Annotated in this window: 22 protein-coding genes and 2 pseudogenes; 16 read left to right on the top strand and 8 right to left on the bottom strand. The window is 56.5% G+C overall.

Going from position 1 to position 26,912, the window contains the following annotated elements:
- Positions 1–50 precede the first annotated feature (50 nt).
- Positions 51–194, top strand: a pseudogene (locus P2T57_RS19260) (TATA-box-binding protein); the annotation flags it as partial.
- An 18-nt stretch (positions 195–212) separates the two neighbouring features.
- The gene (locus tag P2T57_RS20305) at positions 213–497 is read left to right on the top strand and encodes a hypothetical protein (protein ID WP_420028563.1); all 285 of its coding nucleotides are present in this window, start codon (positions 213–215) and stop codon (positions 495–497) included.
- Between the two features lie 11 nt (positions 498–508).
- On the opposite strand, the gene P2T57_RS20395 is transcribed toward P2T57_RS20305, so the two are convergent.
- Entirely contained in the window at positions 509–664 is a 156-nt protein-coding gene (locus P2T57_RS20395) for a hypothetical protein (protein WP_420028562.1), read from the bottom strand.
- An 840-nt stretch (positions 665–1,504) separates the two neighbouring features.
- Positions 1,505–1,819 (bottom strand): ArsR family transcriptional regulator, encoded by a 315-nt coding sequence (locus tag P2T57_RS19250; RefSeq protein WP_420028561.1) that lies wholly within the window; start codon positions 1,817–1,819, stop codon positions 1,505–1,507.
- A gap of 340 nt (positions 1,820–2,159) precedes the next feature.
- Here P2T57_RS19250 and P2T57_RS19245 point away from each other — a divergent pair, with 340 nt between their 5' ends.
- Both P2T57_RS19245 and P2T57_RS19240 read left to right on the top strand, forming a co-directional pair.
- On the top strand, positions 2,160–2,867 hold the full coding sequence (locus P2T57_RS19245) for a hypothetical protein (RefSeq protein ID WP_276302601.1): 708 nt from the start codon (positions 2,160–2,162) through the stop codon (positions 2,865–2,867).
- 1,456 nt (positions 2,868–4,323) lie between these two features.
- Positions 4,324–5,220, top strand: coding sequence for a DNA-binding protein (locus tag P2T57_RS19240; protein WP_276302600.1), 897 nt, complete (start codon positions 4,324–4,326; stop codon positions 5,218–5,220).
- 405 nt (positions 5,221–5,625) lie between these two features.
- Here the strand turns inward: P2T57_RS19240 and P2T57_RS19235 are convergent, their stop codons facing one another.
- On the bottom strand, positions 5,626–6,030 hold the full coding sequence (locus tag P2T57_RS19235; protein WP_276302599.1) for a hypothetical protein: 405 nt from the start codon (positions 6,028–6,030) through the stop codon (positions 5,626–5,628).
- A gap of 285 nt (positions 6,031–6,315) precedes the next feature.
- Here P2T57_RS19235 and P2T57_RS19230 point away from each other — a divergent pair, with 285 nt between their 5' ends.
- Positions 6,316–7,518, top strand: coding sequence for an outer membrane protein assembly factor BamB family protein (locus P2T57_RS19230; protein ID WP_337250815.1), 1,203 nt, complete (start codon positions 6,316–6,318; stop codon positions 7,516–7,518).
- 11 nt (positions 7,519–7,529) lie between these two features.
- On the opposite strand, the gene P2T57_RS19225 is transcribed toward P2T57_RS19230, so the two are convergent.
- Complete coding sequence (locus P2T57_RS19225) at positions 7,530–8,543, bottom strand: outer membrane protein assembly factor BamB family protein (protein ID WP_474198311.1); 1,014 nt, start codon at positions 8,541–8,543, stop codon at positions 7,530–7,532.
- A 608-nt stretch (positions 8,544–9,151) separates the two neighbouring features.
- On the opposite strand from P2T57_RS19225, the gene P2T57_RS19220 reads away from it, so the two are divergent.
- From P2T57_RS19220 to P2T57_RS19195, 6 genes are all read left to right on the top strand, one after another.
- Positions 9,152–9,880 carry a hypothetical protein gene (locus tag P2T57_RS19220; RefSeq protein WP_276302597.1) on the top strand — a complete coding sequence of 243 codons (729 nt, stop codon included), beginning with the start codon at positions 9,152–9,154 and terminating at the stop codon, positions 9,878–9,880.
- A 468-nt stretch (positions 9,881–10,348) separates the two neighbouring features.
- A complete protein-coding gene (locus P2T57_RS19215) occupies positions 10,349–11,299 on the top strand; it encodes a transcription initiation factor IIB (RefSeq protein ID WP_276302596.1) in 951 nt (316 codons plus the stop codon).
- A gap of 6 nt (positions 11,300–11,305) precedes the next feature.
- Positions 11,306–11,689 carry a hypothetical protein gene (locus tag P2T57_RS19210; RefSeq protein WP_276302595.1) on the top strand — a complete coding sequence of 128 codons (384 nt, stop codon included), beginning with the start codon at positions 11,306–11,308 and terminating at the stop codon, positions 11,687–11,689.
- Positions 11,690–11,869: 180 nt separating this feature from the next.
- Positions 11,870–12,406: a DUF7995 family protein gene (locus tag P2T57_RS19205; RefSeq protein ID WP_276302594.1), complete on the top strand. Its 537-nt coding sequence runs from the start codon at positions 11,870–11,872 to the stop codon at positions 12,404–12,406.
- Between the two features lie 58 nt (positions 12,407–12,464).
- Positions 12,465–13,193 carry a DUF7504 family protein gene (locus tag P2T57_RS19200; protein ID WP_276302593.1) on the top strand — a complete coding sequence of 243 codons (729 nt, stop codon included), beginning with the start codon at positions 12,465–12,467 and terminating at the stop codon, positions 13,191–13,193.
- Between the two features lie 25 nt (positions 13,194–13,218).
- The gene (locus P2T57_RS19195) at positions 13,219–15,321 is read left to right on the top strand and encodes a hypothetical protein (RefSeq protein ID WP_276302592.1); all 2,103 of its coding nucleotides are present in this window, start codon (positions 13,219–13,221) and stop codon (positions 15,319–15,321) included.
- On the opposite strand, the gene P2T57_RS20390 is transcribed toward P2T57_RS19195, so the two are convergent.
- On the bottom strand, positions 15,318–15,461 hold the full coding sequence (locus P2T57_RS20390) for a DUF7503 family protein (RefSeq protein WP_420028560.1): 144 nt from the start codon (positions 15,459–15,461) through the stop codon (positions 15,318–15,320). The genes P2T57_RS19195 and P2T57_RS20390 overlap by 4 nt on opposite strands.
- Before the next feature lie 239 nt (positions 15,462–15,700).
- On the opposite strand from P2T57_RS20390, the pseudogene P2T57_RS19190 reads away from it, so the two are divergent.
- Both P2T57_RS19190 and P2T57_RS19185 read left to right on the top strand, forming a co-directional pair.
- Positions 15,701–15,841 (top strand): annotated as a pseudogene (locus tag P2T57_RS19190) (transcription initiation factor IIB family protein); the annotation flags it as partial.
- A 100-nt stretch (positions 15,842–15,941) separates the two neighbouring features.
- The gene (locus P2T57_RS19185; RefSeq protein WP_276302591.1) at positions 15,942–16,832 is read left to right on the top strand and encodes a biosurfactant protein 1; all 891 of its coding nucleotides are present in this window, start codon (positions 15,942–15,944) and stop codon (positions 16,830–16,832) included.
- Positions 16,833–16,852: 20 nt separating this feature from the next.
- On the opposite strand, the gene P2T57_RS19180 is transcribed toward P2T57_RS19185, so the two are convergent.
- Complete coding sequence (locus P2T57_RS19180) at positions 16,853–17,830, bottom strand: IS1595 family transposase (protein ID WP_276302590.1); 978 nt, start codon at positions 17,828–17,830, stop codon at positions 16,853–16,855.
- 246 nt (positions 17,831–18,076) lie between these two features.
- Between P2T57_RS19180 and P2T57_RS19175 the strand changes: the two genes are divergently transcribed.
- The 3 genes from P2T57_RS19175 to P2T57_RS19165 all read left to right on the top strand — a co-directional run bounded on the left by P2T57_RS19175 (position 18,077) and on the right by P2T57_RS19165 (position 19,360).
- Positions 18,077–18,568 carry a DUF7995 family protein gene (locus P2T57_RS19175; protein ID WP_276302589.1) on the top strand — a complete coding sequence of 164 codons (492 nt, stop codon included), beginning with the start codon at positions 18,077–18,079 and terminating at the stop codon, positions 18,566–18,568.
- 97 nt (positions 18,569–18,665) lie between these two features.
- Positions 18,666–19,067, top strand: a complete 402-nt coding sequence (locus P2T57_RS19170; protein ID WP_276302588.1) for a DUF6166 domain-containing protein — start codon at positions 18,666–18,668, stop codon at positions 19,065–19,067.
- A gap of 23 nt (positions 19,068–19,090) precedes the next feature.
- Positions 19,091–19,360: a DUF7389 domain-containing protein gene (locus P2T57_RS19165; RefSeq protein WP_276302587.1), complete on the top strand. Its 270-nt coding sequence runs from the start codon at positions 19,091–19,093 to the stop codon at positions 19,358–19,360.
- 247 nt (positions 19,361–19,607) lie between these two features.
- On the opposite strand, the gene P2T57_RS19160 is transcribed toward P2T57_RS19165, so the two are convergent.
- Together P2T57_RS19160 and P2T57_RS19155 are read right to left on the bottom strand one after the other, a co-directional pair.
- Positions 19,608–20,294: a hypothetical protein gene (locus P2T57_RS19160; protein ID WP_276302586.1), complete on the bottom strand. Its 687-nt coding sequence runs from the start codon at positions 20,292–20,294 to the stop codon at positions 19,608–19,610.
- Positions 20,295–20,327: 33 nt separating this feature from the next.
- Positions 20,328–26,657 carry a hypothetical protein gene (locus tag P2T57_RS19155; RefSeq protein WP_276302585.1) on the bottom strand — a complete coding sequence of 2,110 codons (6,330 nt, stop codon included), beginning with the start codon at positions 26,655–26,657 and terminating at the stop codon, positions 20,328–20,330.
- Between the last annotated feature and the right edge of the window lie 255 nt (positions 26,658–26,912).

The following is a 26,912-nucleotide window of genomic DNA, read 5'->3' as shown; positions in this document are numbered from 1 at the left end:
CAAAATCACACTCGCCTCATCCTTCACTCTTAACTAAACACGACCTTGATTACGACCCAGAGAAATATCCTGGTTCCTATTTCCGCCTTAATGACTCTGCACCGCTAATTACGGTTTACCGTACAGGGAAGTACATAATTACCGGAGCGGGCTCAGAAGAGGAAGCATCATCTACACGCACAAAATTTCTCCAGTTACTCACAGAACATAGTATACTTTCGAAGGCCGAGGACGAATGGTATAAAATTCAGAACTACGTCTGTATGGCCGACATTGACCAACAACTGGATCTCTCAGCACTTGCTATCGGACTAGAGCTAGAATTCACTGAGTATGAGCCAGAGCAATTTCCCGGATTAGTTTACCGACCGACGGACCATGACTGTGTAATGTTAATCTTCGGTTCTGAGAAGGTGATCATCACGGGGACAACGGCCGTTGATTCTGCGGAAGAGGCGGTCGCGTATCTTTTGGATCAGATTGATACTTTCATTTAGGAGCGAGAAGTTCAAACGCGTTCTATGGTGCTCAATTGATCATGTAGCTGATTCACCGCTTCGAGAGCTTGATCTCTTTCGGTAGTTCCACCGATGATGATCTTCCCGCTTGCGAAGACCAGCAAGGTGACCCCGAATGAAGGAAGGCGATGAATGAGTCCTGGCAATTATTCCGGCTCATACTCGGTGTTTTCCAGACCTAAAGCAATCGCCGCAGCTTCAAGATCTATCTCTTGGTTCAGGCTTTCCAGGAACACCGAAGTGACGTGCTCAAACTCGTAATTATCTATTTCGATCTCAAGCTCATCTAGCGCCTCTCGAAAACGATTCTCAGCCGAAACTAAATCCGCTTCAGTCTCAGCACCCCGGATTTGGAATGAACCCGTTCAATAGATCGTGTAAGCAGGGCCAGCTTCTTCCAATCGAACGGTCACCATAGAATCGCCACGAAAATTCGCATTCATTACTTTACCATGTTGTGACTGAAGGTCGCTAACGAGCGGTTCTAAGTCCATCTCGCGCCCTACAAAACCAGTTCGCATTGTACTTACGATATTCATTCTTCTTTGGTGAAAGCCACGATGCTAGGTATACTACTCATCTCCTTAAAAGGGTGGACACGATGTTTTTGCATAACACCATAGTTTTGACGTGAATATATACAGTCGCCAGGATACATGCACGTGACACCATTATCTGGAGTCTCAATATACATAGATTTCTGCTCCACTCAGTCTATTTCGCTACTCACGAAGTACCGTTACTCTGCTATTATAAACTCAGAGGCGTCAGTCACCCGAGAGAAACGCTTTCGGATCCCAGTATATACATTCACTTATAAACGACAAAGCGAATGACGCTTGGATTCCTGAATAAATGCCAAATTGTTACTGACAACTTCGGGGATGGTCCCCTACCGGACGAATTAACAAAGTGACCACCTAACCTGACGTTTAAAACAGGATTTCGACAATTAGCGATTTTAAGGAGAAGAGACACGGAACCAGTTATACGTCGTCTTCCAGTTCGCTCGCATCAAGCTCTCCGGCAAGATACTGTCGACCCCTTTCAGTAATCCGATAGTATCCGCGCTTCCCTTCGACTTTTTCCAATAGTCTGTGATTGGCCAATTCTGGCATTCGCCGCTTGACCGTCGGATGCGAGACGCCCTGAATATTGAACGAGACCACCGCTGGTGGCATGGCTATGTCTTGTTCCTCGAAGAATTCGAGGATAGCAGGATCAGATTTGGTCATCCAAGACACCAACGGACGCATTACTCCGCTCTGGTTCCGCAACTGCCATAACTGCATATCACCCATCTGCTTCTAACACCTTCTGGTTTGTCTATAACACTACTTGGTATCAAAGCTTATGAGGTGTGGCTCTAAACGAGAACTCACGGAGACACAATCTCAGACCTGTCGCTCGCCGATAGGTCCATCACAAAAAGCGGACCCCGATGTTAGGACCATCGAGTCCGCGTGAGCCTCCGTAAGCACCCTACGGAAGCCATGTACGCAATCATGACGCGGGGACTTGAATCTCCCGCACGACTAGCTGAATCATCTGCTCGATCGACTCTACGCCGTCAGACCGACGCCGACGAGGGAGTGACCGCGCATGTCGTCTGAGCCAGACGCCGAGACACCCGTGTCGGCAATGACTATCGGAGAACTCGCCACGGAAGTCCGCCAGCTCCGCGAGGAGGTCCAGAACCTCCGGAGCGATGTGGACGACCAACAGGCGACTATCGACCGCCAAGAAACCGAGATTAAAGAACTCCGAGGTGACCTCCAAGCAGAACACCACGCCCGCAAGCAGGCCGAGGAGGGCCTCAAGAAAGACCGCACCCAACAGATTGCTCGCGCGAAGGCGGATGTGCGCGAGGACGTCCACGATCTCCACGACACCATCCAGACCGAGCAACAGACGCGAAGTCAAGCAGACGCCCGCCTGAAACAACGGCTCTCGGACATTGCCGACGAAGCCGACATCGACGTATCGGACGCTGACCTAATCGAAAAAGACAAAATCGTGCGACTCGTCCAGCAGGGGCCTGACGCCGTTACCGACCGCGTCTACCCCGTCCACGAACGCGCCCAAGCACTCCTCGAACACCCCGACGAATGGGGGAGAGTGGTCTCGGATGCGAACGGCCAGCGCGTCGTCTACACCGCCCCAGCAGTTCGGCCGTTCCTGAACGCGTACTTTGACCGGACGTTCGCCTCGAGCGAACTCAAACGCATCTTCGAGAAAATCGAGGACCTCGCGGCCATCTCACCACGTACCGTTCGCGTGGATAAGAATCAGGCGGGCGAACACCGACTCGTCGTCCAACTTCACGACGCCAGCGTCGAGGGCGAGTGATGGCGAGTCGGCTTGCAGGTGGTGTTAGCACAGCCACCACGACGGGGTGTCACCATACCCCCGTCCACACCACGCAATCGCTCTAGGAACTATCCCACGCTTCCCAAGGAAGCCCGAGCAGTCCTGTTCTCTCTAGGTTGGCTAGCGGTGGGTATGTCTTGAAGTGCGGTCGTCGGCGGTCGTCGAACCGACGGACGCGGAGTAAATCCAGCTAACACCATGTGTTTGTTGAGATTTCCAAAGAGGCCGTGGTGAGTTCTGCTATTCCCTCGACGCTGGCGTTCAAGAGCGGGCGGGACAGAAGAGAAGCCTAACTCTGTTGAGGTCCTTCAGGTGTGACAGCAGGTGACGTACGCAATTTGTGGTGCGGATTTATCTGGAGTACCCTATCAGCTGTCCACCAAGAACGATAATTGCCGAGCCAATTAAAAGAAGGACCCCAACGGAACTGAAGATGTTACTGTTTCCGGCTGGCGTTGGGCCAGAAGGTGGCGGTGAAAGCAGTTCAGTAAAGCCGAGAGCCATTCCATATAGGCTTCCAGCCAGCAGAACCACTCCACCAAGAAGGACCAGTACGGTTCCGGGAATCGATTTAGAAAGCATTTAGTCGAGTGATGGCCGTGAGAACGGCAACGACATACTTGCGCGTGAACTCTTCACGGTAAATAACTTTCCCCGCGTTATCGATCACGCTCTGTATTGCGCGACTGTTACAGGGAAGTCCATAAGGAGAGGGCGACGGCCGCTACTTGAACGTCGGGGAGCTTCGTCCGTCCTACTCGACGGAAGGTTGAATCCGGACGGCTGGAGGACGGCTCTGTCGAGAATACAACACAGCGAGGACCGACAAGACCCTTCCCTTGAAAGCCCTCGGCCGCTCGGCATCCCGCGACCACGACTGCGCTCCTCGTGCCTGTGGTGCTTGCAGGGTCGGGGGACGACCGAGACGGCCTCGCCCTTTCTGAGTCCGCCAGGACGGTGGTTGACTCCCCGAACGATATGGCCGACAAGACAAGTGACTCTCAACGGCCCGCCCCGCTCGCCGCTTACCGGCTTCCGGTGAGCAAGCTCACCGACGTCTCGTTCGCTTCGCTCACGAGACCGCCGCGTCACTCGCGACCGACCATTCCGGGCATGCGGGCGCTCTCCACACCGCGAGCGCCCGGTCCGGGCTAAAGTGAATCTGGTCTCGACGCCAGCGGGTATCCACCGGGGGTTGCGCGCCGTAGGTGCTCACCCCGCGACGCATACTCCGCTGGACGCTCGCGGCGGCCGAGACGGCGCGCGGTGCTGGATGCGTCCCCTCTCCGGGTGCGCTCTCGCTCGCGCCCCAAGGGGCGCGCGAAGGCGCGAGCGAGAGCGCAGATGAGTCTGTTGGTTGTGGTTGTCGAGGAAATCCGCGATGGTAGGACATCGCGGTGTCGGGCGCGTGAGCGCCTTCAGGTCGGTAAGACCAATGTCTAGTAACAACGCAAGCGGCAAGGTCGTTTCGGTCGATGAACAGGCACTCGAACAGGCGGACGAGACGGAAGTCGATGCGGATGGCTTCGAGGTCGTCAAGGAGACTCCCGAGATGAGGGCGACGGTTGAGCAGGAGACGCAGGCGAAGGTAGATGCGAACCATCCGGACGGAATCAAGGAGACGAACAACGAACGAATTCAGGGTGCGACCCTCGAACAGGAGGAGCGCATTCGGGCGCGGGAAGCGGAACTAGAGCGAATTAGTGTCAGAGCTAAAGTCAGTCGGCAGGATGGTCGGGCAGAACGAGCGCGAGACATCGCGGCGAAACGGAGCAAAGAGCGGCGTCGAGAGTTCCAGAAGCGGGCGGCAAGCGTGACCCCCATGGCAGACCCGGAGCGGCCGGACCCACGCGAGGAGCTGTCGCAGGACGAACTATCGAGCGTGAACGAACAGGCGAAGCGATTGAGCGAGAAGTTGGATGGGTGGACGAGAGCGGCGATCAGTCGGCGATTGGCCGAGCGCGTGGTCGAAGGAGCGAGCCTGATGAGTGCAGTCGTCGGCGTCCACGAAGAATTGCAGACGGCCCCGGGACAGGTGATTCCAATCGGCAAACTCGAAGACGTGAATCGCAAGGAGGTGAGCATCTCCGGGCGTGTCGAGACGTTGTGGGAGCCATCGCATCCAAGTATCGCGCAAGTCGGCCTTATCGCGGACGAAAGCGGGCGAGTTCGAGTGACGGTCTGGAAAAACTCGCGAGCGCCATGGATGGAGGAAGGCGAGCAAGTGTGCATTCGCGGAGCGGCCCGGAACTGGTACGAAGGGCGCGTCTCGTTGGCCGTGACCGGGTGGACGACCATCCAGTTCCCTGAGCGCGGTCGCTGGTGGGAATAGCCCGAGTACCCCCTTTTTTGCTGGTGTGGTGCGGTCACCGCCACCTCCCACCACCTCCACGGTCCGGGCCGCTCACGGCCCACGTGCCGTTTCGCGACCGGGCTTTCGCCACAGCAGTCAACTCTGCTGTTGCTCCACCGCGACGTGTTTAAGACCCTCGTGAGTATCATGGCAACGAGCGAAATCTACACTTCGGGCAACGACTCTCAGTCAATACGTCCGCTTGTATCGGTGGTCAGGACTGTTTCTTCTGCGGCAGTTGGTAGTGTTGTTCCGGAAACTGTACCTACGGTGATTACCGGAGTGGGTAGGCCTCGTACTGTAAGACCAATTGTTGCGAAACTTGCCCTGACTGCTGAAGCGAAGGCGTGCTTTCATCACTCCCTTCTGACGTAGCGTTCTCTTTCATTTCTCGAACGAAATTCTCCCCCCGACGAAGATGGTGACTGAGCATGGAGACGATTCAGTAGTTCCAAAAGGTTTCCGGAGGCGAGGTGTCGTTCGTTGGGAATCGTCCGTCGGAGGATTGAGGGTCTCGAAATCGTCGGCCGTGTGCTCGTCGAGTAATCGGAAGCCGAGGAATTCATCGAGGTCGAACGAGGATCGGTCGAGTTCGTAGCTATCCGGAAAGAGACTTCGGAGGAGTCCTTCGAGCGACTCGAGTTCTCGGTCGTCGTCGGATGTGGGTAGCCCGACGTAGTATTCGAGGCGACCATCGGGTGAGGCGACGAAGAGCCATTCGAGTGTCCTCGGGTCTGGATCAGTCTTCGAGACGAGTCGTCGTGACCACGAGCGCTCGTCGTCGTTCATGAGGAAACGATGGAGACGAGTAAACTGCGTCGTTACCGAATCGACCGAGAGCGAGTCGGTGGTCGGCTGGATTCGAATATACTGTCGTTCGGAGGAAGTCGGAGAGGAGTCATCGGAAGGCATGTGGAATCCGTCGAATCAGCTATTGCTCACGCTGTAGCCCGATAAATTCTCGTTCAGGCGAACTGAACGCAGAGGGTGAGTAACAGGATTTTCGGGACTCTTGGTCGAGAACCAAGATATAATCATTCAGAAAACTTTTCCAGTATCAATGGGACTACTCCGATGATGCCCTCTCCAACGTTCTCGCGGCGAGCCCTCCTCACCGCGGCCAGTGGACTCACAACTGGTCTCGCTGGCTGTGCTACCTTCGAAGAGTCTGGGTCGCTCCCGTTAGGCGACTGGCCGCAGGTAGCCCGTACTCCGACGAACACCGCCTTCTATCCGAATGCGACCGTACCCTCGAAGGTCACCGAAGCATGGGACGCTCATATTGGCGGCTGGCCCTACACTTCTCCCATCGTCGGTGATCGTCGAATGTTCATCGCTACGCAGAACACGCTTACTGCAATTAGAGCCACGAGCGGCAAGCGTACCTTCGAAGCTGACCTCCCGCACGAACCCGGTGGGACACCTGCCTACGATTCCGATAGTTCGACAGTCTACGTGCCAGCCTACGACCGAACGACCGATGAGGAAGGCGCATTCGTCTACGCCTACGACGCGACAGACGGCAATAGAAAGTGGGCACGGAAAGTCGGCGACGACGCAGTATATGCACTCACTCTTCGGAAGGGCACAGTTTATGCTCGGACCAGCAACGCCGTTGTCGCGCTCTCGAACGGCGAGGAGTTGTGGCGATACAACGGTCTCGAACCGCTCGAATATCACGAGTATAATATTCCGGACTCTGTCAGCGTCACAGGGAATATCGCGCCCGCGGTGACCGAAGACCGGGTGTACGTCCCTGTACGGCATGGCGTCCTCGCACTCAACCGCAAGACAGGCGAACAGCGCTGGCGGGACGACGTGAGGTACGCGCTGGGCGTCTCCGTCGGCGAGCGCGGTGTCTACGCACAGGGCTACAAACAGCTCCGAGCGTTCACTCTCGACGGCTCAGGTCGCTGGTCGCGCGATGACATTGGTGGGACCTCCGCACCAACGCTATCCGGCGATGCAGTATACGCCAAAGACGGCGATACAGTCCGAGAACTCAACCCCAAGAGTGGTGAGACCCGCTGGTCGTTCGACCTTCGGACGACCGTCATGTCGTCTCCATCGCCGGTACTCGAGAACGCCATCATCGCACCGAGCCACCGCGCGGTCGCAATCCGACATGGAAACGGTCTCCAAGTGAAGCTCTCTGGGCGGAAGCTTTGGGAGACAGCATTCGATCCGGCCACGTTCGCCGCGCCCGCCGTCGGTGCAGGATGTCTCTTTCTAGTTGATCCATTTCGACAGCGACTCGTCGCCTTCGAGTCCGCCTAGCAATCTGTCAGTTACTGCTCGGCCTCCAAGACCGTCAGCGTCGCTTCTGTTTCCCCGCCACCTCGATACACCGGAAGATAGAGCGCGTCGCCCACGGCCGCCGCGGAATACCCCATGTTCCCCGGCTGTTGGTACGTCCAGCGAATGTCACCTGTCTTAATGTCGAGCGCGTAGGTCGTCGCGTCGGTCGACAGCTGTTGGGGGTGTTCGGACGTCACCACGACCGCGCCGTCGATAACGACCGGGGTTGTCCGCAGATAGCCTGACTCGATCTCGAACTGCCACCGCGTACTCCCGTCGGCGCGTTCGAATGCTCGGAGCGTTCGACCATCGGCGACAAACACCGTCTCGTCGCCCACGGCGAGTTCTCCGAGGCCGAAGTCCTCGATGACATGTCGCCAGCGTTGAGTCCCCGTTGCCGTCTCGACGGCGTAGACGGCGCGCGTATCGCAGGCGAACAGGGTGTCGTTGTCGTCGTCCACCACGAGACTGTGGAAATTCTCGCCCAGTTGGTGTGCCCACTGTTCCTCGCCCGTTTCGACCTCGACTGCCGCGAGGAGCGACGAGGTATTGTCCTCGCTTTCGCTCTGGTCGCGCTCGTCGTAGACGGACCCCACGTACGCCGTCCCGTCAGCGATGGCCGGTGGAGCGAGGAAGACGTGACCGTCCTTGGTGTAACGCCAACGTTCCTCGCCCTGTGTATCGACACCAATCGCGGCCTCCTGTTCGACGAAGCAGACGCGGTCGTTCGCCGCAGGAATCGCCTCGTTCACTGACCCGTCGAGATCGAGATGCCATCGTTTCTCACCAGTCCGAGCGTCGAGCGCGTGAAAGTAGTGCTCCCCAGCGTCGCCAACATAGACCGACCCCTTGTAGATCGTCGGCGGACAGCCAGCGAACCCACCACCGAGCGCTGGGAATGTCGTCTTCCACTTCTCGTCGCCTGTCTCACGGTCGAAGGCGTACACGCCGCCTGCGGCGTGGTCCTCGTTGTGGTCGTTGAAGATACCGCCGCTGACGAACACCGTCTCGCCGACGACTGCCGGAGGGGTGACACCCGCAGGGAGGGTCGTCTGCCAGCGTACTTGAGGACTCTCGATAGTGACGTCCGTATTCTGTCCGGGATGGGCGGCCGTTCACCCGAACTGTGCCCACGACTCGTCGTCTTCGCCGGGAAGCGGTTCCGTGCGACCCGACGTGGTCGATAAGGAACCAATGGAGGGAAGGCGAGAAGTACACCCTGTGAGGGCAGTACTTCCGAGGGCAGCGCCAGCGAGGACCTGTCTACGATTCATATCGGTTCACGTCAGCCCGCTCAAATAAACGTTCCCTGAGTACGGTTCTCGGGGACAGACGGGATCGAGTAGTCCACAAAGGCCCTCGGCCGCTCGACGGCCGCGGCTCGCTGCGCTCCTCACTCCGTTGCGGTGCTTACACCGTCAGAGAGAAGCTCTGACGAGCCTTCAGTCGTTCACTCCCGAAGACATCGTCGCGGCTCGTCAACCGACCTCGCCCCTTAGAACTCCACTAGGGCGTGGGCTGTGAAGAATATAGATCTGACATTTACCGGGCTGAGATCTAATTTCGCCATGGTCACCAGACATCTATATGATTTGAGCCCACGATCTATCTTATGGACATCAGTAGTATCATATCCTCCATCAGATTGGCACAATCCATAACCCCTGAGCAAGAATCAACATCGGATACTCGCAGGAATATCTTCGACGCCGTCGCCGGCCAAGAAATCTCTTTCACACCTGAAGTTGGTGAGCAAATCAACCTACAGCTACGCAATTGTGCTTTTGATGATGAGGAGGAACTGACGTACCTAACCGTTTCGGTCAGCGATCCGAACCGTCCGAATGATTTATTTCAGCTTGAGACGGATATGCGGTACCACTACCTGCAGATCTATATGAAGAGATCAACAGAGCTGGGCAATCCACTAGTGAGAGGTATGAACTTCGTTGAGTTGGGTCCAGAGGATTTCAAGGTTGAGCTCAAAGTCGAAAGTACTGATCCGCCAACACTGCAACTGGCCTTTGAACGGATTGAGAAAGTGCTAGCTCAGGTTCACACCGAGTACCACCAGTTTCTTCGGTCAATGTACGAGGAACACAAAGATGAGTTTGATGTGACTCAAGAGTTCAAGAATGGCCAGATGCGGTATACGGCTAAGTCAAATATGGATAACAAAGAGATGATTCCTCAACCGGGTGAAGATGACTTCGAGATCTGGACGATGGACCGAGATATGGAAATGCATGACCGCATCACTATCTCGCATTACGCCTACGACTATGTCAAGTACGCAGTAGGAGCAGAAGCCGGCGGAGACAACTACTTCGTTCTCTCCTAGACGTCTCCCACAACATCTACATACGGTTTACTGCTACGAATCGGTTGATGTCCCTTCGTTTCTGGGGGTAGTTTGTGGACGTTTATGAACTGACCGAGCGAGTTTGTATCGAGAATGCCGTACATCAAAGATCCCCGGGATAGAGAGTGGTACCGAGAGAAGTTCGGTGATATCTAGCAGTCAGCAACCTTCACTTTCTCCAGTGTCGAAGTCGATGGAGTACAAATCCCGAATGGGGAACTCGAGTTTTCTCCTAAACCTAGTAAAGAAGGTTCGGCCCCATTTTTGCTGGTGTGATGCGGTCACCGCCACCTCCCCGGTCCGGGCCGCTCACGGCCCACGTGCCGTTCGCGGCCGGGCTTTCGCCACAGCAGTCAGATTTGGTTCCCCACCGCGACGTGTTTATTTTGCCCTCAATGGGTGAGGGCCTCTTCGAGAGACCAATCCACGGAGTCCCTCGTGAGTATCATGGCAACGAGCGAAATCTACGAGACGGCGTTCGACGAGGACGTACAGAACGAAAGTAACCAATGCCCGGAGTGCGACGGACAGGTCACTACCAACGTCGCAGAGACCGTGTGTGAGGAGTGTGGACTCGTTCTTGAGGACGAACGGATTGACCACGGGCCGGAGTGGCGGTCGTTCAGTGACGACGAGCAGAACCGAGAGCGTACAGGTGCGCCGCTGACGGCGACGCGCCACGACCGCGGCCTCTCAACCGAAATCGGCGAGAAAGTTGAAGCGACGAGGGAACAGTTCGCGGGCCGGAAGCGCCGTCGGCTCGCGCGGATGCGTCGTGAACACAGTCGTAGTCGGTTCCAGTCGAAAGCCGAGCGGATTCTCGCGCATGGACTCGGTGAAATCCATCGGCTGACTAGTGCACTCGGGCTCTCGAAAGCATTCGGCGAGCAGGCGTGTTCGCTGTTCCGGAGTGCACAGAACGAGGACATCCTGTGCGGACGGTCGGTCGAAGCGATGGCGGCGGCGAGCGTCCACGGCGCGTGTCGATGTCTCGGTCTCTCCAGAACGCTCGCCGACGTAGCGAACGTCGCGCGGGTCAAGCAGTCGAGAGTGCGTAGTTCCTATCAAGCAATAAACGTGGAACTCGGGCTTCCGACGAAACCCGTCAAACCGACCGCGTTCGTGCCGCGACTTGCCTCGGCGCTTGAGGTGACCGATTCGATACGTCAGCGGGCACGAGCACTCACAAGGGCGGCACAAGAAGCAGATATCACGGTTGGGGTCCAGCCGTCTGGGTTCGCGGCGGCCTGCCTCTACAAAGCATGTCACGAACACGGCTGGTTGGTCAGCCAGCGGGACGTCGCGGAGGTAGCTGACATTAGTCCGCGGACGATACGGACACATCGAGACGCGCTCGATGAACTGGGCGTGAATCCGGCTTCTGAGACAAAATCATAGCAACCAATGGCAACGCTTCAAGCGGCGACAACATCAAACGGTGCAGTTGTAACGGACCCCGAGCGCGTTCGTAGGCTCTGCGAGTCGTACTGTTTCGGGACGCTCAAGTGGGATGTGGACGACGACGGTCGATTCTCGTTGTGGGGATACGACGCGTTCGAGGTCTACGAACAGCGTGAGAATGGCCTTCCAGATTACGAGGGTGGCGAGCGGACTGAAGAATTTCTACGAGAGCTCGCGTCGTATATCGCTACGGGTGAGACCCTCGACATCCAGACGGCAGGATTTACGAAGTGTCGCTTCCCCGTCCTTGCGTCTCGGTACGTCGTCCGACGTGGTGAGGTGCTGTATGCAGATCTCGATGGACTCGAACCGGTTTCGGAGAATTAATAGCGAGACTCGTGTGCCCGGATGCTATCAGAATTCTGTCTCTACTTTCCGTACATCTGCAAGTAGCGAATTCCATGTCGAGCCGACGTAATTTGTCGTGCGCCAGCAGGGGCGCTGGTGCACGTCGGAGTCCCGAGCGCGTTCGGACTGTGAGGACGGTGCGTCGGCGAGGTGATCCAGATGCACCAGCTAATCTACGCACTTGTCGAAGCATCGAGCGAAGACCAAGCACTCGCGGCCGCGAAGACGACGTTCGACGGACTCGTCGGTGCAAGCCCAACCGACGGTGCCGTCTTCGACTATTACGTAACGTTCGACGACAACAGTTCGACCGTTGCAGGCAAAGCACGCTGGGGCGAGCGCCCTGTAGCAGCACCCATCGATTCTGAGGACGGAACAGAACTAGTCGAATCCGGTTGGGAAGCGACCGTCAAGGAGTTCGAGCACAACCTCGACCGAGTGCGCGACGCACTCGGGGAACTCGATACGGAAGCAATAATGCAGAATAAGAACTTCGTTCGGAAGGCGTGCTACGACCTCGGTGCATATCGCGGCCCGCCAGTATTCCTCTACGAGGAGTCCGGCACGGGGATTCGTCACCGAGACCAACTCGACCGCGTCCTTGACAGCGACGAGCAGGTGTGGGTCGTGCCTGCGGACGTTCATACTGAGTCTTTGAGTGGTCGCAAGAATCAGCTACTAATTCGTTACTTCTGAGCTGTTAGAAACCAGTAGTATTAAGTTTAATTTCTATAATATAAGATATAGAACAGAGATGTCGGTACGGAATGCTGATGGACTTTCTTTTCGCGGTGGGCCAGCCCCCGAGACTGAAGAGTTCGACGTGGACGAAATGCGAGCAAAACTCAGCAAACTCAAACAGTCCGGCAGTACACTCCTCGTCACCGGAGCGGTCGGCGAGCAGACCGCAGCGTACGCCACTAGCAATCTCTTCGGTGATCCGGAAGCCACCCCACCACGAAAACGCGTCCTCGCGTTAACAGACGGTTCGCGTGCGCAGGCAGCGGCTCACTTTCAAGAGACAGATCCACAGGCGGCGTCACGTAACTGGATTATCGATCTCGACGGACATGAACGGAGTGTTCCGGCCTCAGCGGCCCCGAAGATTGCAACGGCCAGCCAAGACACAGACGCAGTCAAAGGACTCCGGTCGGAGTTGCAGCATGCTATCGAGTGGTTCGGCGACGGCGACCTCAAACCGGCCCAACTGCGAGTTGGCATCAACTCAATCAGCCACCTGCTCGAAAAACACAGTTTCTCAGAAGTTGAGCGACTGATCGCCACCATCAGTGCGAGTGTGAAAGTCGATAACGGAATGTTCCACATTATTTATCAGCGGGACCCTGACGAAAACCGCGAAACCGTTAAAAAGCTGATGGCGCACTGTGACGCCGAAATCCAGCTTCGGAAACGGAACGGCAGCCCCGCGGAGCAACGCTGGCGAATTCCAAAAGTCGGATCGACACCCTGGACGCAGCTCTAAGTAGGATTCACGGATTCAATACAAAATGGAGCCTCGAATTACGACTCACGCTTCCCAAACGGGACTCGATATTTTTGACCCTATCGAACACGCACAGTTCGCTCTCTTTACACCGACAGCAGTTGATCCGACAACGTCGGACGTCGCTCTCTTTCCGGTTCCTATTACGACGGCGGTTCGTATCGAGACGACCGACATTGAGATTCCGTCGTTGTCGAATATCTATGTTCGTTCGCCAACGGGAGACCTACTCGCCGAAACGAGTGGGCAGACAGATCGGTCGCTTCCACATGGTGAATACGTTCTGGAACTGACGACAGCACCCGTCAAGCTCTACCTTCGTGTCGAGAGTACCCTCGATATTGAGTACCGAGACGCGACGGTTCGGATCAGCTTTGGGACGACGCCGGTCTGTGTTCACGTCGGTGCGCGGTCGTTCCACGAGCAACCCGCAGGGATGATTACGGTCCCTGACGACCCGCGTGACTTGATGGACGCGGTATCGTTGTTCGGTTCCGCGTTGAAAGATACGTCCCCAGAGCGGTCATTCCCGACGTTGCGTGGCCACCCGCCACTGCTCGAACGCGGTGAGACGTTCGACGCGCCAAGTGATATCAAGTCACCTGCAACGGGTGTCCGACTCGAATTGCCACCGGAGTACGGGTACGTCTATCCTGCGGTCTCGTTGGCGTACTATCTCGGTGCGGCTGTCGAACCGGCACAGACACCGCGACTCGTGACCACGGACGGATTTGAGTATCGACTTGACGGACCACTCGGCTACGAGGAGGTGGTCAGCCGGACGTTACAGCAAGTGTTCTTCTTCGACTGTCTCACCCGGACAGAGGGGTTGTACGAGGTTGATCTACACGAGCGAAATCAGGTTGAGCCGCTCGTCGACCTTGACTTCGAGACGCTCTACGACCAGTCGCTTCCAGAGCAACTCGCGGCATATCTGTCCGTCCCGTTCTCCGTCGTCGAACCGTACCTCCCTCAGTGGATGTTGACGATGGATATCGTCCCCGAGTCGGACCACGCACCGATGCTTCCCTTCGCAGCAGCACAACTCGCATTCGTCCGGAGTCCGACCCCGGACGGGCACGACCCAGCACCAACACCGGACATGCTCACCGAGTTCACTCGCGGTACAAACACTCGTAATGCAGGCGGTGTGCTAACCCGATCGGCTGGTAAACTACACGACAGCTCTGACGACGACATCTTTACACCGAAGGAGACGGACTCGCTTCGCCATGCGTGGGTCGGCGACGGATATCCGCTTGGTGCGACGAAGGCGACGAAAAAAGCGTACGAACGCCAACTCGAACAAGAAACGCCGGAGCAGTCCTCGATTACGATTCACGTCGTCTGTAATGACGCCCAAATGGAATCCGAGGGCGTCGTCGAAGAGTTCTACGGCGTCCGCGAACTCCTCGAGTTCGACGTAAACATTCACTACGGGCTGACGAGCGAGGAAGTACGTGAACTGCTAGAGACGTCCGTCGACTTCTTCCATTTCATCGGGCATGTTGACGCGAATGGTCTCCGGTGTCCAGATGGCCATCTCGATGCGCGGACGCTTGACGACGTGAACGTGAAGGCGTTCCTGCTGAATGCCTGTCGCTCGTACGCACAGGGTGAGGCCCTCGTCAAAGCTGGCAGTCTCGGCGGTGTCGTCACTCTCTCAGAAATCACGAATAGCACGGGCACGCAAGTCGGATGCGCGCTGGCTAAGGCCCTCAATCGTGGCTATCCACTACAGGCCGCCGTCAATCTGGTACAGCGGGTCGTCGCAGGGTATTCGTACATGACGATTGGCGACGGAGGTCTAGCGCTCGTGCAGTCGAAAAGTGGCTGTTGCTTGCTCTCAGACGTAGCTAAGACGACGGAAGGGTGGCAACTGGACCTCTCGACAGTTCCGATGCGGGAGTTCAATATGGGCACCCTTTTCGACCCGACAGTCGGAGGAAGTTCGACGCAGTATCTCGCATCGGGACCGTTAGATTCGTTTGAAGTTACTGATGCAGAATTGGAGCGGCATTTTACTATTGACAATCATCCAGTCGTCTACGACGGCGACCTGTTCTGGAGCAACGAGATTACCGCGAAGGATCTTCGTGAGTCTTAGGGGCCAGCGGTAGCGGCACCGCCTGCTTCGGCTCGTCCTATCGTTTCCATAGCGAGTAGTGCGCTTGTAAACAGGAGCCCCATCAACCGCGGGTGTTCGTGAAGAAACGCTACTAGCTCGGTGGTTTCTGCCTCTGACATCGTTACACTACGATCTCACCCCTCAATAAAGTTGAAATTATATATTTACTTTTAATGTGTGGGTTATAAATAGGGTAAGGGTTCCGAGAGCCAATTTGAATCAGAAGAGAATAGAATATAAGTTTAGAACAAATCAGACGTTCGATTTCCACGAACATCGTCCTCTGTCTGGTCTCGTTTTTATTGCTTCGATAGGGCCAGAGGCGACGGCTAATCGACACCCCGCCCGACCGATTCACAGAATCGACCACGGACCAGAGTGGCAGTCGTTCGAGGAAAATGAACGCAAACGTACCGGAGCACCACTGACGGCCACCCGTCATGACCGCGGCCTCTCGGCCGAAATCGGGCGTGGGACCGACGTGAATGGGACTGAACTCGTCATGTAAATGCGCGTGTTCCCCTAATTCGCAGTTCTCAATAGGAGTTGACTATGGGCGATCGTTTAAATACGAAGACGAGGCAGTACTACATTACTTGATGACTAAGCGGAGCTCTAACTACAAAGAACTTCGGCCGGTCGGCGAAGCAACGCATGTTCCCGACGACAAACTCTCCAATAGTAGCGACAAGGAGTCGAGCCAACAGCGACTAGATGCAGTCGCTGCAAGATATCCAAACGAGACGATAGCAACGGAGAGCGAGTGTTCTTCCTGTGGAGCAACTATTCCTTCGAGTCGGACCAAATGTCGGTTCTGTCTGGTGAACCACCTCGATAGCTCTGACGCAGGACAGTCGAATTCAGATACGGAGTGGACACTGCTTCACGTTGTTCATTTCGTCGTGGAAGCATCGACATTCTATAGTGCCATTGCGAAGGGGACTGCAGCTGCGGACCTCCTCGTGAAGGCCGACAGAGACTCCGCGGTCAACGACTGCCAACCAATCTCCGAGTTCGACGAGGAGCCTGCACCACAACTTACCAGCAAATGGCCTTCACTCCCTGAGGCAGTACGGACTACGTCCAACTCGGGTAGACAGCTACTCAAGACTGCTCGTGAACTGACGGAGTGGCAGGACACGACGCAATCGCGTCATGACGGCGAACATGCGACGTTCCTCTATGACGAAGGTGGACGTGGGATTCAGAACAAAGACCATCTTGAGACTCTTCTTGAGGACGTAGACGACGTGTGGCTAGTCCCCGCAATTGCACTCCAGCAATCTGTCGAAGAGACCAGGACTGACAGCCACCAACGCGAGCGACCGAACAGGAGGCACCTCGAGTGTCGTGAGTGCGACCGCGATACGAGGCATCGATTTCTCGACTTCGAGACTGTCACCGACGACGAATGGAGTGGCCAGCCAATGTGGGAGTGCCACGTCTGCAGCACGCCCCGATACGGGCCAGAACCCAAAGCGAACCAATAGACGGGAGGACATCCTCGCTCTTATGTAGAGCTGCGGAAAGCCCCGATAACGAGACACTCAATGGTTGAGTCGACGGATTTGCCAGCCAGGATGAGTGAGCGAACAATGCCGAAGGTACGAGCGGCCTGTTCCAAGCCCTGCTTGGACAGGCCGCGGAACTTCCGCAGCCATGGTTGAACAAGCGAAAACAGGCACTCAGCCTGATTAATGTGGACGCCCTCGGGCGATACGTACCGTTCCTTGTGCACGACGGTTCGATGGTCACGCTCCATCTCTCGGTAGGCTTGGAGACCGTCGGTCCAGACCTCTCCCAGTGGCTGGGAGAGGTCTTCAGCCGCCTGAATCACTGGCTCAAGATCACCGTCGTAGTCGATGCCGAGTTGGCCGCGGATCACGCGAAGCGAGTCGCGGCACGCCGCGACGAGCGTCAGTTGATCACCGTGACGCCCTCGCCAGCGTGATCGGCCTCTCTGGGACGAGCCGCCGCGAGAACGGCTGTGCCGCGGCGGCTCTTGGCCTTTGTAGCCCGAACAGATCTCACCAGATTCGTCGACTTGTATCGGTCCGTCGATGGTTTGGTCGAGGAGGCTCCAGACGACGGGGAAGCCGCGATGAATCGCGGCTTCCACCTCCCGAATCGCCGTGTGAATGGTTTTGTAGGCTCGCCCGACCAACGGCGCGATCTGGTTGATACTGAGTAAGGTATCAGCGTAGAGCGTGAATGCGAGAAGTACCTCGCCGCAGGTGAGGTGCTTCTCGTGGAACGGCGTTCCGTAGGTGTAGACCGGCTTGAAGTTGCAGTCTCGGCACCACACGCGGTCGAGATGCGGCCACGTTTGAACCGAGTTGTGCCCGCAGCGTGGACAGGACGTGTTCTCCCAGAAGTCCTTGAGTCGCCGCTCGATGCGGGCATCGAGCGGCTCGGTGTCGATCTTGACAACGCCCAGCTCGATCAGCTCTCGAAACATTGCGCCGAACGCTGGCTGAGCAGACGACATACTCCCGAATTATGGCCAGCTCAGTGTAACTACAGGGGCTTTCCGCAGCTCTACATAAGAGCGGACATCCTTAACCAACAGACGAGCACGGAATTCGGCGTTTGTTGGTTAACTACAGTCCCACTTACCACTACTTCCCAGTTGGACGATGACTGTCTGTGTTTTTTACGCCGGCGATGAGTGCCGGCGCACCAAGCAGTAGCGCGACGTGTAGTCGCGTGCGTCGGCAGATCGAAGTGAAAACCAATGCATACGGTTATTTACTCGCTGGTAGAGGCATCGACACGAGACGACGCACTCGCAAATGGAAAGACGGTCTTCGACCGACTCGTCGGAGCCAGCCCACACGCAACTGCGGTGTTCGATTACTACGTGACGTTTGACGAGTCGGGCACGTCAGTCGCTGGGAAGGCCCGGTGGGGCGACCTGCCAGTAGCAGCACCCGTCAAGTCCGACGATGGGCAAGAACTGTTGGAGCGTGGCTGGGAGGCGACGAAGAGCGAGTTCAAGCGGAATCTCGACCGTGTCCGGGACGCACTTGAGGAACTGAGCGATGAGGAGATTATGCGTGACGACGGGCTTGCCCGGCATGCGTTCCACCAAGTTGGCGCGTACGATGGACCCACTATCTTCCTGTATGACGAACACGGCAGCGGTATTCGGCATCGAGGTCAACTCGACCGCATCCTTGAGGAGCGCGAGAATCTCTGGATTGTCCCAGCAGACGTTCACTACTGAGCGCCCAAGCTAGCCAAGGAACGTGACGGTGTGACCGCGTGAGTTTTTCACCCCCTGAGGGGTGCGGGGGACTCAAAGTAGTCCCTCGGAACGAACTATGAGTGGAACAACCGACTCACAATCACTCGAACAGACACGGCCAAGCCAGAAACAGGATGTCGTCTACGTCGGCTACCGGCGGCGCGGACGCGCTATCGTAGAAAAACAACCCGGTCAAGAGCAGGTGACGCCACAGCAGAGTCTCGAACTGGCGAACCACAGTCCCTCGGGCTTCAGCTGGGGATACAGTGGGAGTGGCCCAGCGCAACTTGCGCTTGCGCTCCTACTGGACTACACCGGCGACGAAGATGTCGCACTAGCCCACTACACCGCATTCAAAAGCAGGGTCGTGAGCCAGTTAGACTGCTCACATCCGGAGGGGTATTGGCGACTCACCGGCACCGACATCGAAAATGTCCTTCATGAACTGTCCGACAAAGCCGTCGCACCGTCCAACTGAACATCAAGTAATACAGATACACCATGTCAGAACACAACTCACCGTCTCGTGCAGGCAACGAATCGAAATCAACCAATGACGAATCATCGCCGACAGAGCACATTGAGCGGAGCGATGTCGGTGTCTCGCTCACGGTAAAACTCAAGCGAGGGAGTGGGACGCGGGATGAAGACCAGATTAAGGCGAAGGTCAAAGCGAAAACACTTGACGACGCCCGTGACGATATGGACACACTTCGAGCGTACATTCGAGACCTCGCCGAGGAAACTCGTCAGATTCAACTAGCAGAGTAAAAGAGTCGATTGAAGTCCGTTGGGAGAGGTTTCGGCAGAAGTGCAGTCAAAGGGAGTCTCTCCGAACGTCCTAAATCGAGTTCGATCTCTCGACTGTCGAAAGGAACGTTGAGCAAGTCTTCCAAAATTCGACTCATGATGAAGGAGTAGGGTCAACCAACCACTCGAAGTTGGTAGATGTCTTAGACGGTGCAGATGATCTCCTCTCAAATCTGCTGAATTAGACTGTGCTTGAGGCGGTCTAAACTTACTCGATATCTGTATACCAAGGGAGTCCGATGTGTTCGGCAACATCGTGACAGTCGGTTTGCCACTCGGCAACGTCGTCGTGGCAGACGACCAAAATTGCGCCGTCGTCAAGTTCCTCGACTTTCCACGCAGGGGCCGAGAGGAGTGTCTCACGACCGTAGTGTTCAACCATCGGTGGTGTGAATATTGTCAGCCAACTCAGGTGATGGTACTGGTTGTGTGCGAGTGACTCCGCAGTAAAGGGGGGTGTCCCTGACGTAGCAATCCAGTAATTGTGCGGCGGAGATTCGGCGTACACTGCGGCAGGTTTCTGCTCTGTAGCCTGATAGCCGATGGTTACTAATTCGATGAACTGTTCCAAAGGTGTTGCCTTTGAGATATTGGTTGTGTGGGTCTCCTCATCTAGATATTGCGATTCCACGAGAAAGTATTTTACCAGTGGTGCATACAGGAGGTCAATATCCATGGAATCATCTACGTATTCGTAGTGTTCCAAATGAGACATGCTCGTGATTTCGGGAACGTCATTTGTGCGTATTTGGACAGTTCCGAATGGCCCGGAAATGGACATGGTGCCGATGTCAAATATCCCATTTGCTTCAATCACCTGTTTGTGGGCCGCCTCTAATTCGTCGTGGTCGCCGTCCCAGTAGGCAAAATGGACTTGTACGAACTCGTCAGACATCTTTAATTAGTGGATTGGTTGCAACAGTATATATTACTGTAATCCATTTTTGGGTTTAAATCTGGTGGCGGTTTTGAGTTTGGTGGGAGAACGAATACTATCGACTATGTCGCTCGTTTCGAGTATCTGACTGTGACGTTTATCGGTTTTCATATTCCTCACTTTGGAATCGTGGTAACTATTGATATCGCTATCCGACAGTTCCTTCTTATTAGCCATCGTTCCTTTCGTAAGACCACGAGTGTCACGAATTAGTTCTCCGACCTTATTCAACTCTCCGCTACGACCGTCTGTGAACTCACCATCTGGGGCAATGACTTTCATAACTCCATCAGACGGAGCGATGTCTCTATTCAATTGGGCAGCTTTGTAGCGTATAACCTTGCTTTGGATATCTGAGTACGTGACGCTTCCAGATTTTGCTTCTAGATAATTTCCATTTTCCAACAAAATATCAAATTCATTTTCTTTGATTTGCCCGTCAGAGGTCGGACTCAGAACACTCTGTATGACCTCTTTCTTCTGCTCGAATGTCGTGGCGTCTTTGAATTCAATCTCTTTAATCAGTTGTTTGAGTTGGTCGTCATTCAATTCACCATATTTTACAGTTCTGATTTCTCTACCGATTTCTCGAATATCATCTAGATTGTCCACGCGGGCATTAGCTGTGCGGAATTCGTACAGTGCACCCTGAACATTGCTCGCTTCACCGTTTTTGACAATATCTTCGTAAATCACGTGTTCGACACCATCAACATCGGCACGTCGGAGTGCATCGAGGTCACGACTGAACATCTCAATTTGCTCAGCCGATATTTTCCCATTATCGTACACTATGCTTAGTCGCGTCAGCATTTTCTGATCGCCAGCGCCGTCGTAGTCAAACAACCGCTTGAGATCATCAGCAGATAGCCGCTTTGTAAGGCGAATACCTGCTGGGCCAGCATCGTCCATCACCCGAATCGCTTGATATTTGGCGTCACCATCAAGATTAGCAAGTGTTTTACCAATATCCTCTACTTTTTCGGAGGTGAGTTCAACATCGTCGTAGCGCGAGGATCGTACAAGGACTTGACGTGCTTCATCGTCCATCTCGACGAACTGACTAAGTGCATCGTCATCCAGTTGGGTCGCTAATTTGACGCCGTCTGTTCCAGTCTGAGCGAAGACGCGCTTTGCTGACCCCTCGTTTACATCTAACTGTTCTAAGCGCGCATCAAACTGGTTCGGGTCTACGCCTGCTTCCACCGCGGCGTCCTCGTATTGATCCTGCTCAATTTCATCTAACTCGGCACAGTCACTACCGCCACGTCTCGATATCCCAACACCGCTACTGCAGGCTTTCCGAAACAGCGCGTCGAAGTCTTCATCGTCCATCCAGCGCAGATTTGTCGCGCCGTCTTCACCATGACGAGCGAGATACCCAGTGACGCGCTTGCGCTCTGTCTCCGAGAGGGAGTCAACATCAACGTCTCCCTTCCGTTGTAGTTTCCACAGCCGATAGGCCGCCCCAGCAGATTTCGCACGGCGGAGAATCGGCCCAGCAGCCTTCCCGCCTGCCTGAGCAAGCCCCGTCGCCACGCGCGCTTTCCCGCGGTCGTAGGGCGCTTTTATTCGCATCGCGGTCTTCCCGGCGCGCGTCGCTTTAGCGAAATCCTCTATTTTTTCGGCATAGCTCGTGCTTTTGACCGCTTTAGTGGCAGAAGCGCCATAAAGGGCCTTCGCGATGAATGCAGTCGCGTACCCAGCGTACCATGCGCGACGGTATTCGCTATATTTCTCTGTTCCTTCCGCAAACGGATTATTGGTCTTCTGTTTCGTTTCCATACTGGAGATGAACATATCGATAAACATGTCGAGAAGACCGGATTTGTCGAGCAATTTGAAGATGGCGACGAGATTTGGAAGAATCTGCTCAGGGTTGTTTATCAAGTCAACAATAGACTGGAGACTACTGCCGATGCTCGCTTGGAAGCCAGAACAAACACCGTAGCCTCGCACCGCGCTTTCAGTAAAGTATTCGTACGATCCCGTCCAGCGTTTGGCGGCTTGACCGCAATCATTCGAGCGTTGGACCGCAGTAAGCGACTCACGGTTTCCGTGGCTGTCAGTTGCCACTATTTTGACCGTCGTGCCAGTCAGACTGCCGCCACCTGTGCTAACTTCGGCTTCTGTCTCGATGAATGACCCGTCGTGGCGGCTGAACAACTCGTTCGGCGACGCTCGATAGCGCGTCCCGCCATTCTTTGTGACCTTCGTCCGGGAAACACCACTTGGATCGAAGACAAAATATTCGACTACATACTTGATATGAGGTGCGCTGTAATTGAATATATATCCGTACCGCTTTGGCCGAATGTCCGGCCCCCGATAATCGTGAAGTGTGGGGTCTTCACCGACCGCACGCTCACGACCGTCGAGGCGGCCGTCACCGTCGCTGTCCTTGTTTCGCGGGTCGGTCTTGTACAGCCATTCTTGACGGTCGTTCAACCCGTCGCCGTCAGTATCGTATTTCAGCGGATCGCTATCGACCGTCTCGGTGTAGAGATGCTCTTGTTTGTCCGACGGCCATTCTCCATTGAGGTACTTGCGGGAAGCCTCTGGGTCCCGCGTGACCGCCATCTCGAAAGTCCCGCGGACTTCCTGAGCGTCGCTCAGCCCGTCGTGGTCGGTGTCCCGAACCGTCGGATTACTGTATAGCTTCTTGTAGACGTGGCCATGGACCTGCCTGCGCTCGCCGATTTCGTAGTTGTCAGAGAGGCCGTCACCGTCGGTGTCGGCGAGATACGGGTCGGTGTCCAGACACTGTCCAGAGCCGTCTCGAAGCCCGCAACTCGGGCGTTCGATGGCGTCGTAGATGGTGTCGCCGTCGGTGTCGTAGCCGATTTTCAGCGCGTCAATCTCGAAGGTCGCCCGCCCGACCGTCTCGACTTTGATGGTGACCTCCTCTCCTGCGAACTCCGAGAGGTCGTACTCGACCGCCTCGAAATCGCCGTGGGCGTCGCCGTCGCCGCCGGGGATGATGCCCTTCGTGCGAACAATCGAATCAGTCGCGCTCTCGGGCGTGTTCTCCTCGCCGTAGACCTCCATACGCTCGCCGTCAGGGCCGACGACGACAAGTTGGGCGACCGACCGCTTGCTGACGGCCTCGGCCTTTGCGATGGTGCCGAGCGTGACTGTCTCGGCGTCTCGTAACGTGATGGTGCGTTCGAGGCCGGATTCGTGCGGACAGCCGTTGTCCTTCCAGCCGGGGAACTCCGGACATTTATCGTAGAAATTGCGAGTGTCGTCACCGTCGTCGTCGATGGGACACCCGTCAGACCCGGTACCCGGTTCTTCCGGACAGTCGTCGTCGTAGTCGTTGTAATCGTCGTCGTCGGAGTGAATCGTACAGCCGTCCTCGCCGAGGCCGGGCGTGTTCTCACACTCGTCGTAGAAGTCTCGAACGTCGTCGTCGTCGCTGTGGGTCGGACAACCGTCACCTTCGCCTTCCCGGGTATCGCACTCGTCGTTCCAGTCCCGGATATCGTCGTCGTCGCTGTGTTTTTCACACCCGTCGTCAGCTTCACCGGGCTTGTCCGGACAGTCGTCGTTTCGGTCGTACGTATCGTCGCCGTCGGAGTCCTCGTAGGGGTCTTTGGTTGTGACGTGTTCTTCAGTCGTGGTGGTGGTTTCCTCCGTCGTCGGTACGACACAAGTAGTATTGACGAGACACTCAGAGCTGGAGTTGTCGTCCGGTGGTTTCTCGGTCGTCTCGTTCTCCTTCGGAATCGTCCAATTTCGCTCGGTGTCCCGGTGAACCGACCCGACGACCGCGGTCGAGTCCTCGTCGGTCTCGTTCTCACGGCGGGTTTCGCTCACGAGTGAGGCCTCGACGTTCTCGACGGTCTGTATCGAGACGTTCCCGCTCTGTCGCCACTCGTTGAGGTCGCTGAAGTTATCGGAGTTCGACCACTTCGAGGGGAGTGGCTCGTCGAAGCGCGACTCCCATTTCTCGGTCGAAAGTACGGTGTACGTCGAGAAGTGCGGCGTCTCGGCCGTCACCGTATTATTCCGGGTATCGACCGTCGAGTTGTTCACCGGGATGAGCGTCTGGAGCGTTTCGTTATATCGGTACGCGCCGAGGTTCGACTCGTCGGCGTCGCCGACGCGCGACTCGTTGTAGGGAATCGTGATATTCGCGGTCGAGAAATTCGCCGTGGCCTCGAAATCGTAGGCGGCCGACGCGCTGACGTTCTTGATGCTGTCGGTCTTCAGCATCGGCTCGGTGCTGTTGTTGATCGAGAGCGTCGACGCGGCGTTACCCTTGCCGGTGATGTTGACCGACACGCCAGTCTCCGAATCGGTTTTACTGGTCGAGAACGTCTCGTTGCCGTCGAGTACCCCGTCTCCGTCAGTGTCGGCCACGGTCGGGTCCGTCCCGACCTCGTACTCGTCGGGGTCGAGAAGCCCGTCAGCGTCCGTATCAGGCGCAAGGGGGTCGGTCCCGTTCGCCAGTTCTTCCGAGTCGTTCAGCCCGTCGATATCGGTGTCCGGTTGAACAGGACTGGTACTTGCGTTCTGTTCGCGGAAGTTCGACAGCGTGTCGTTGTCGAGGTCCTCCGCGGCGTCCGAGACCGAGTCGTTGTCGGTATCGTTGCGGGCAGGGTCGATGCCTTGGAACCGAAGTTCGAAGCCGTCCTGCAGGCGGTCCCCGTCGGTGTCGTTGTCGAACGGGTCGAGACCGTAGCGGTAGGCCTCGTAGACGGTTTCGCCGTCGCCATCTAAGTCCTCCGCACCGTCCGTGATGTTGTTCGCCGACTCGTTCTGTGCGGTCTGGGTTGCATTGCTGTCGGGGTCCAGCGGGTCAGTCCCGATAACGTTCTGCTCGTAGGTGTCGGGCAGACCATCGGCGTCAAGCCGGAGGACATCCCGGCCCGTTGTCGCGTTCACGTCGGGATAGTCAGGTGCCCAGCGTCGGTTCGGGTCGGTCGCCGAAACCTCGATGACGTTGATCTGCTTAGTGAGGGTCAGGTTGGTCCGGAAGGTGGCGACTGCGCCGGGGGTCGTCTCGGGTGTCGCGTTCACCGAGAGCGTGACCGTGCGACTTGTTCCATTCAGCGTGACGCGGACAGTATCGAGTTCGTGGCCGCGCACGTCGAACACCCGGCCTCGGACCGCGTGAGTGATATTCTCCGTGTGCGGCAAGTCCCCGCGGCTAGTAATCGTGACGTTCGGTGTGGTGGCGAGGTCCATCACGTCGAGTGCCTGCTGGGCGTGAATCCATGCGACCCGGTACTGGCTGATGGCGGTGTGGTGCTGGCCGCGATTCCGGAAGCGCTCAGCACGCTCGACCGCGGCTTTGGCGGTCGTGATATTCTCCGCGACTGCCGATTCGTTGAACGAGATGTTTCGCTCGCGGAGCGTCTTGCGGACACGCTCGGCGTCCCCAATAGCGGTTGCGGCGAGTTGTTCGTCGGACCGCACGAGGAGGTTCGTGACATTCGGCGCGAATTGCGGCGGGGTGCTGGCTTCTTTGTCGTGGTCGAAGAGGACTGCCGACGTGGTGCGGTTCGCGTCGAGGATGTAGGGGAGGGTTTTGTTGAGGGCTTTGAGCGCGGCGGTGCGGTGGCGTTCGGCCGACCGGCCGGGGCCGTCGAAGTCAGCCTGCTGGAGCGCGGCGATGGCCGCGAGCCGGTAGTCAGCGGCCGAGGCGTCGTCGCGGAAGGTGACGTTGACCGAGGCGTTGGCGAGTGGCTTGCTCTTGTTGGCGAGCGCCGACCGATTGTGCGCGACGCTCGGCGGCGTTTTGGGGTTCTGTGCCCACTCGGGCGGGCCGCGGTCTTCCGGCGGACCGCCGCCACGGTCTTCGGGTGGCCCTCGGTCTTCAGGCGGGCCGGGGTCCTCAGGAGGACCAGGGTCTTCCGGTGGACCTCGCGTCTTATTTCCGGGCGGGCCTTGGGTTTTGTTGCCCGGCGGTCCCTGCGTCTTGTTTTCGGGTGGCCCCTGAGTTTTGTTGCCTGGTGGCCCTTGCGTCTTATTCCCCGGAGGACCCTGAGTTTTGTTCTCGGGTGGGCCCCGCGTTTTGTTGCGGGTGGTTGTTGGCGGGCCTCCCGGTGGTTTTGCGGTGGTGGTTTCGGGCGGTGTCGTGGTGGCTGTGGTCGTCTGCGAGGTGTTTTTGCCTTTCCCCTTGCCGTTCCCGTTGCCGTTGCCTGCACCGAGTATCGCGGGAAGTGCGTCGAACTCGGCGAGGGAATTCGTGAGCGAGTCGGTGAGTGAACTGTCGGTCTGCGATTGGTTCGGCGGGGAGAGAGCGGCGCTGGCAGGGGTGAGTGTCGCCGTGACGATGAGGATAGAGAAGATGACGGCGAGGGTGCGTTGCATGCGACGGTCCATTGATTACATCCCGATATAAATTCAGTTATAAAATTATTTTTGGTATTATTGAATAGGAGTGGAATGAATAGATTCAAACAGTCACGGTCAACCGAGCCTGATATACCTACGCAACTAAATAGGACTGCCAGATTTTGAGACAAGAAACAGGTGGGAGCAGAAATCCCGTCACACACCAGCCCGTCGGTCAAACGAGACCTCCTGTTCTCGAAAATCAACTGTCAGGTAGCCACCACATTAAAA

This window comes from Halorussus lipolyticus (genome assembly GCF_029338375.1).
In the GTDB taxonomy this organism is placed as follows: Archaea; Halobacteriota; Halobacteria; order Halobacteriales; family Haladaptataceae; genus Halorussus; species Halorussus lipolyticus.
The sequence above is the reverse complement of the archived record's forward strand: the minus strand, read 5'-3'. Positions and strand labels throughout refer to the sequence as shown.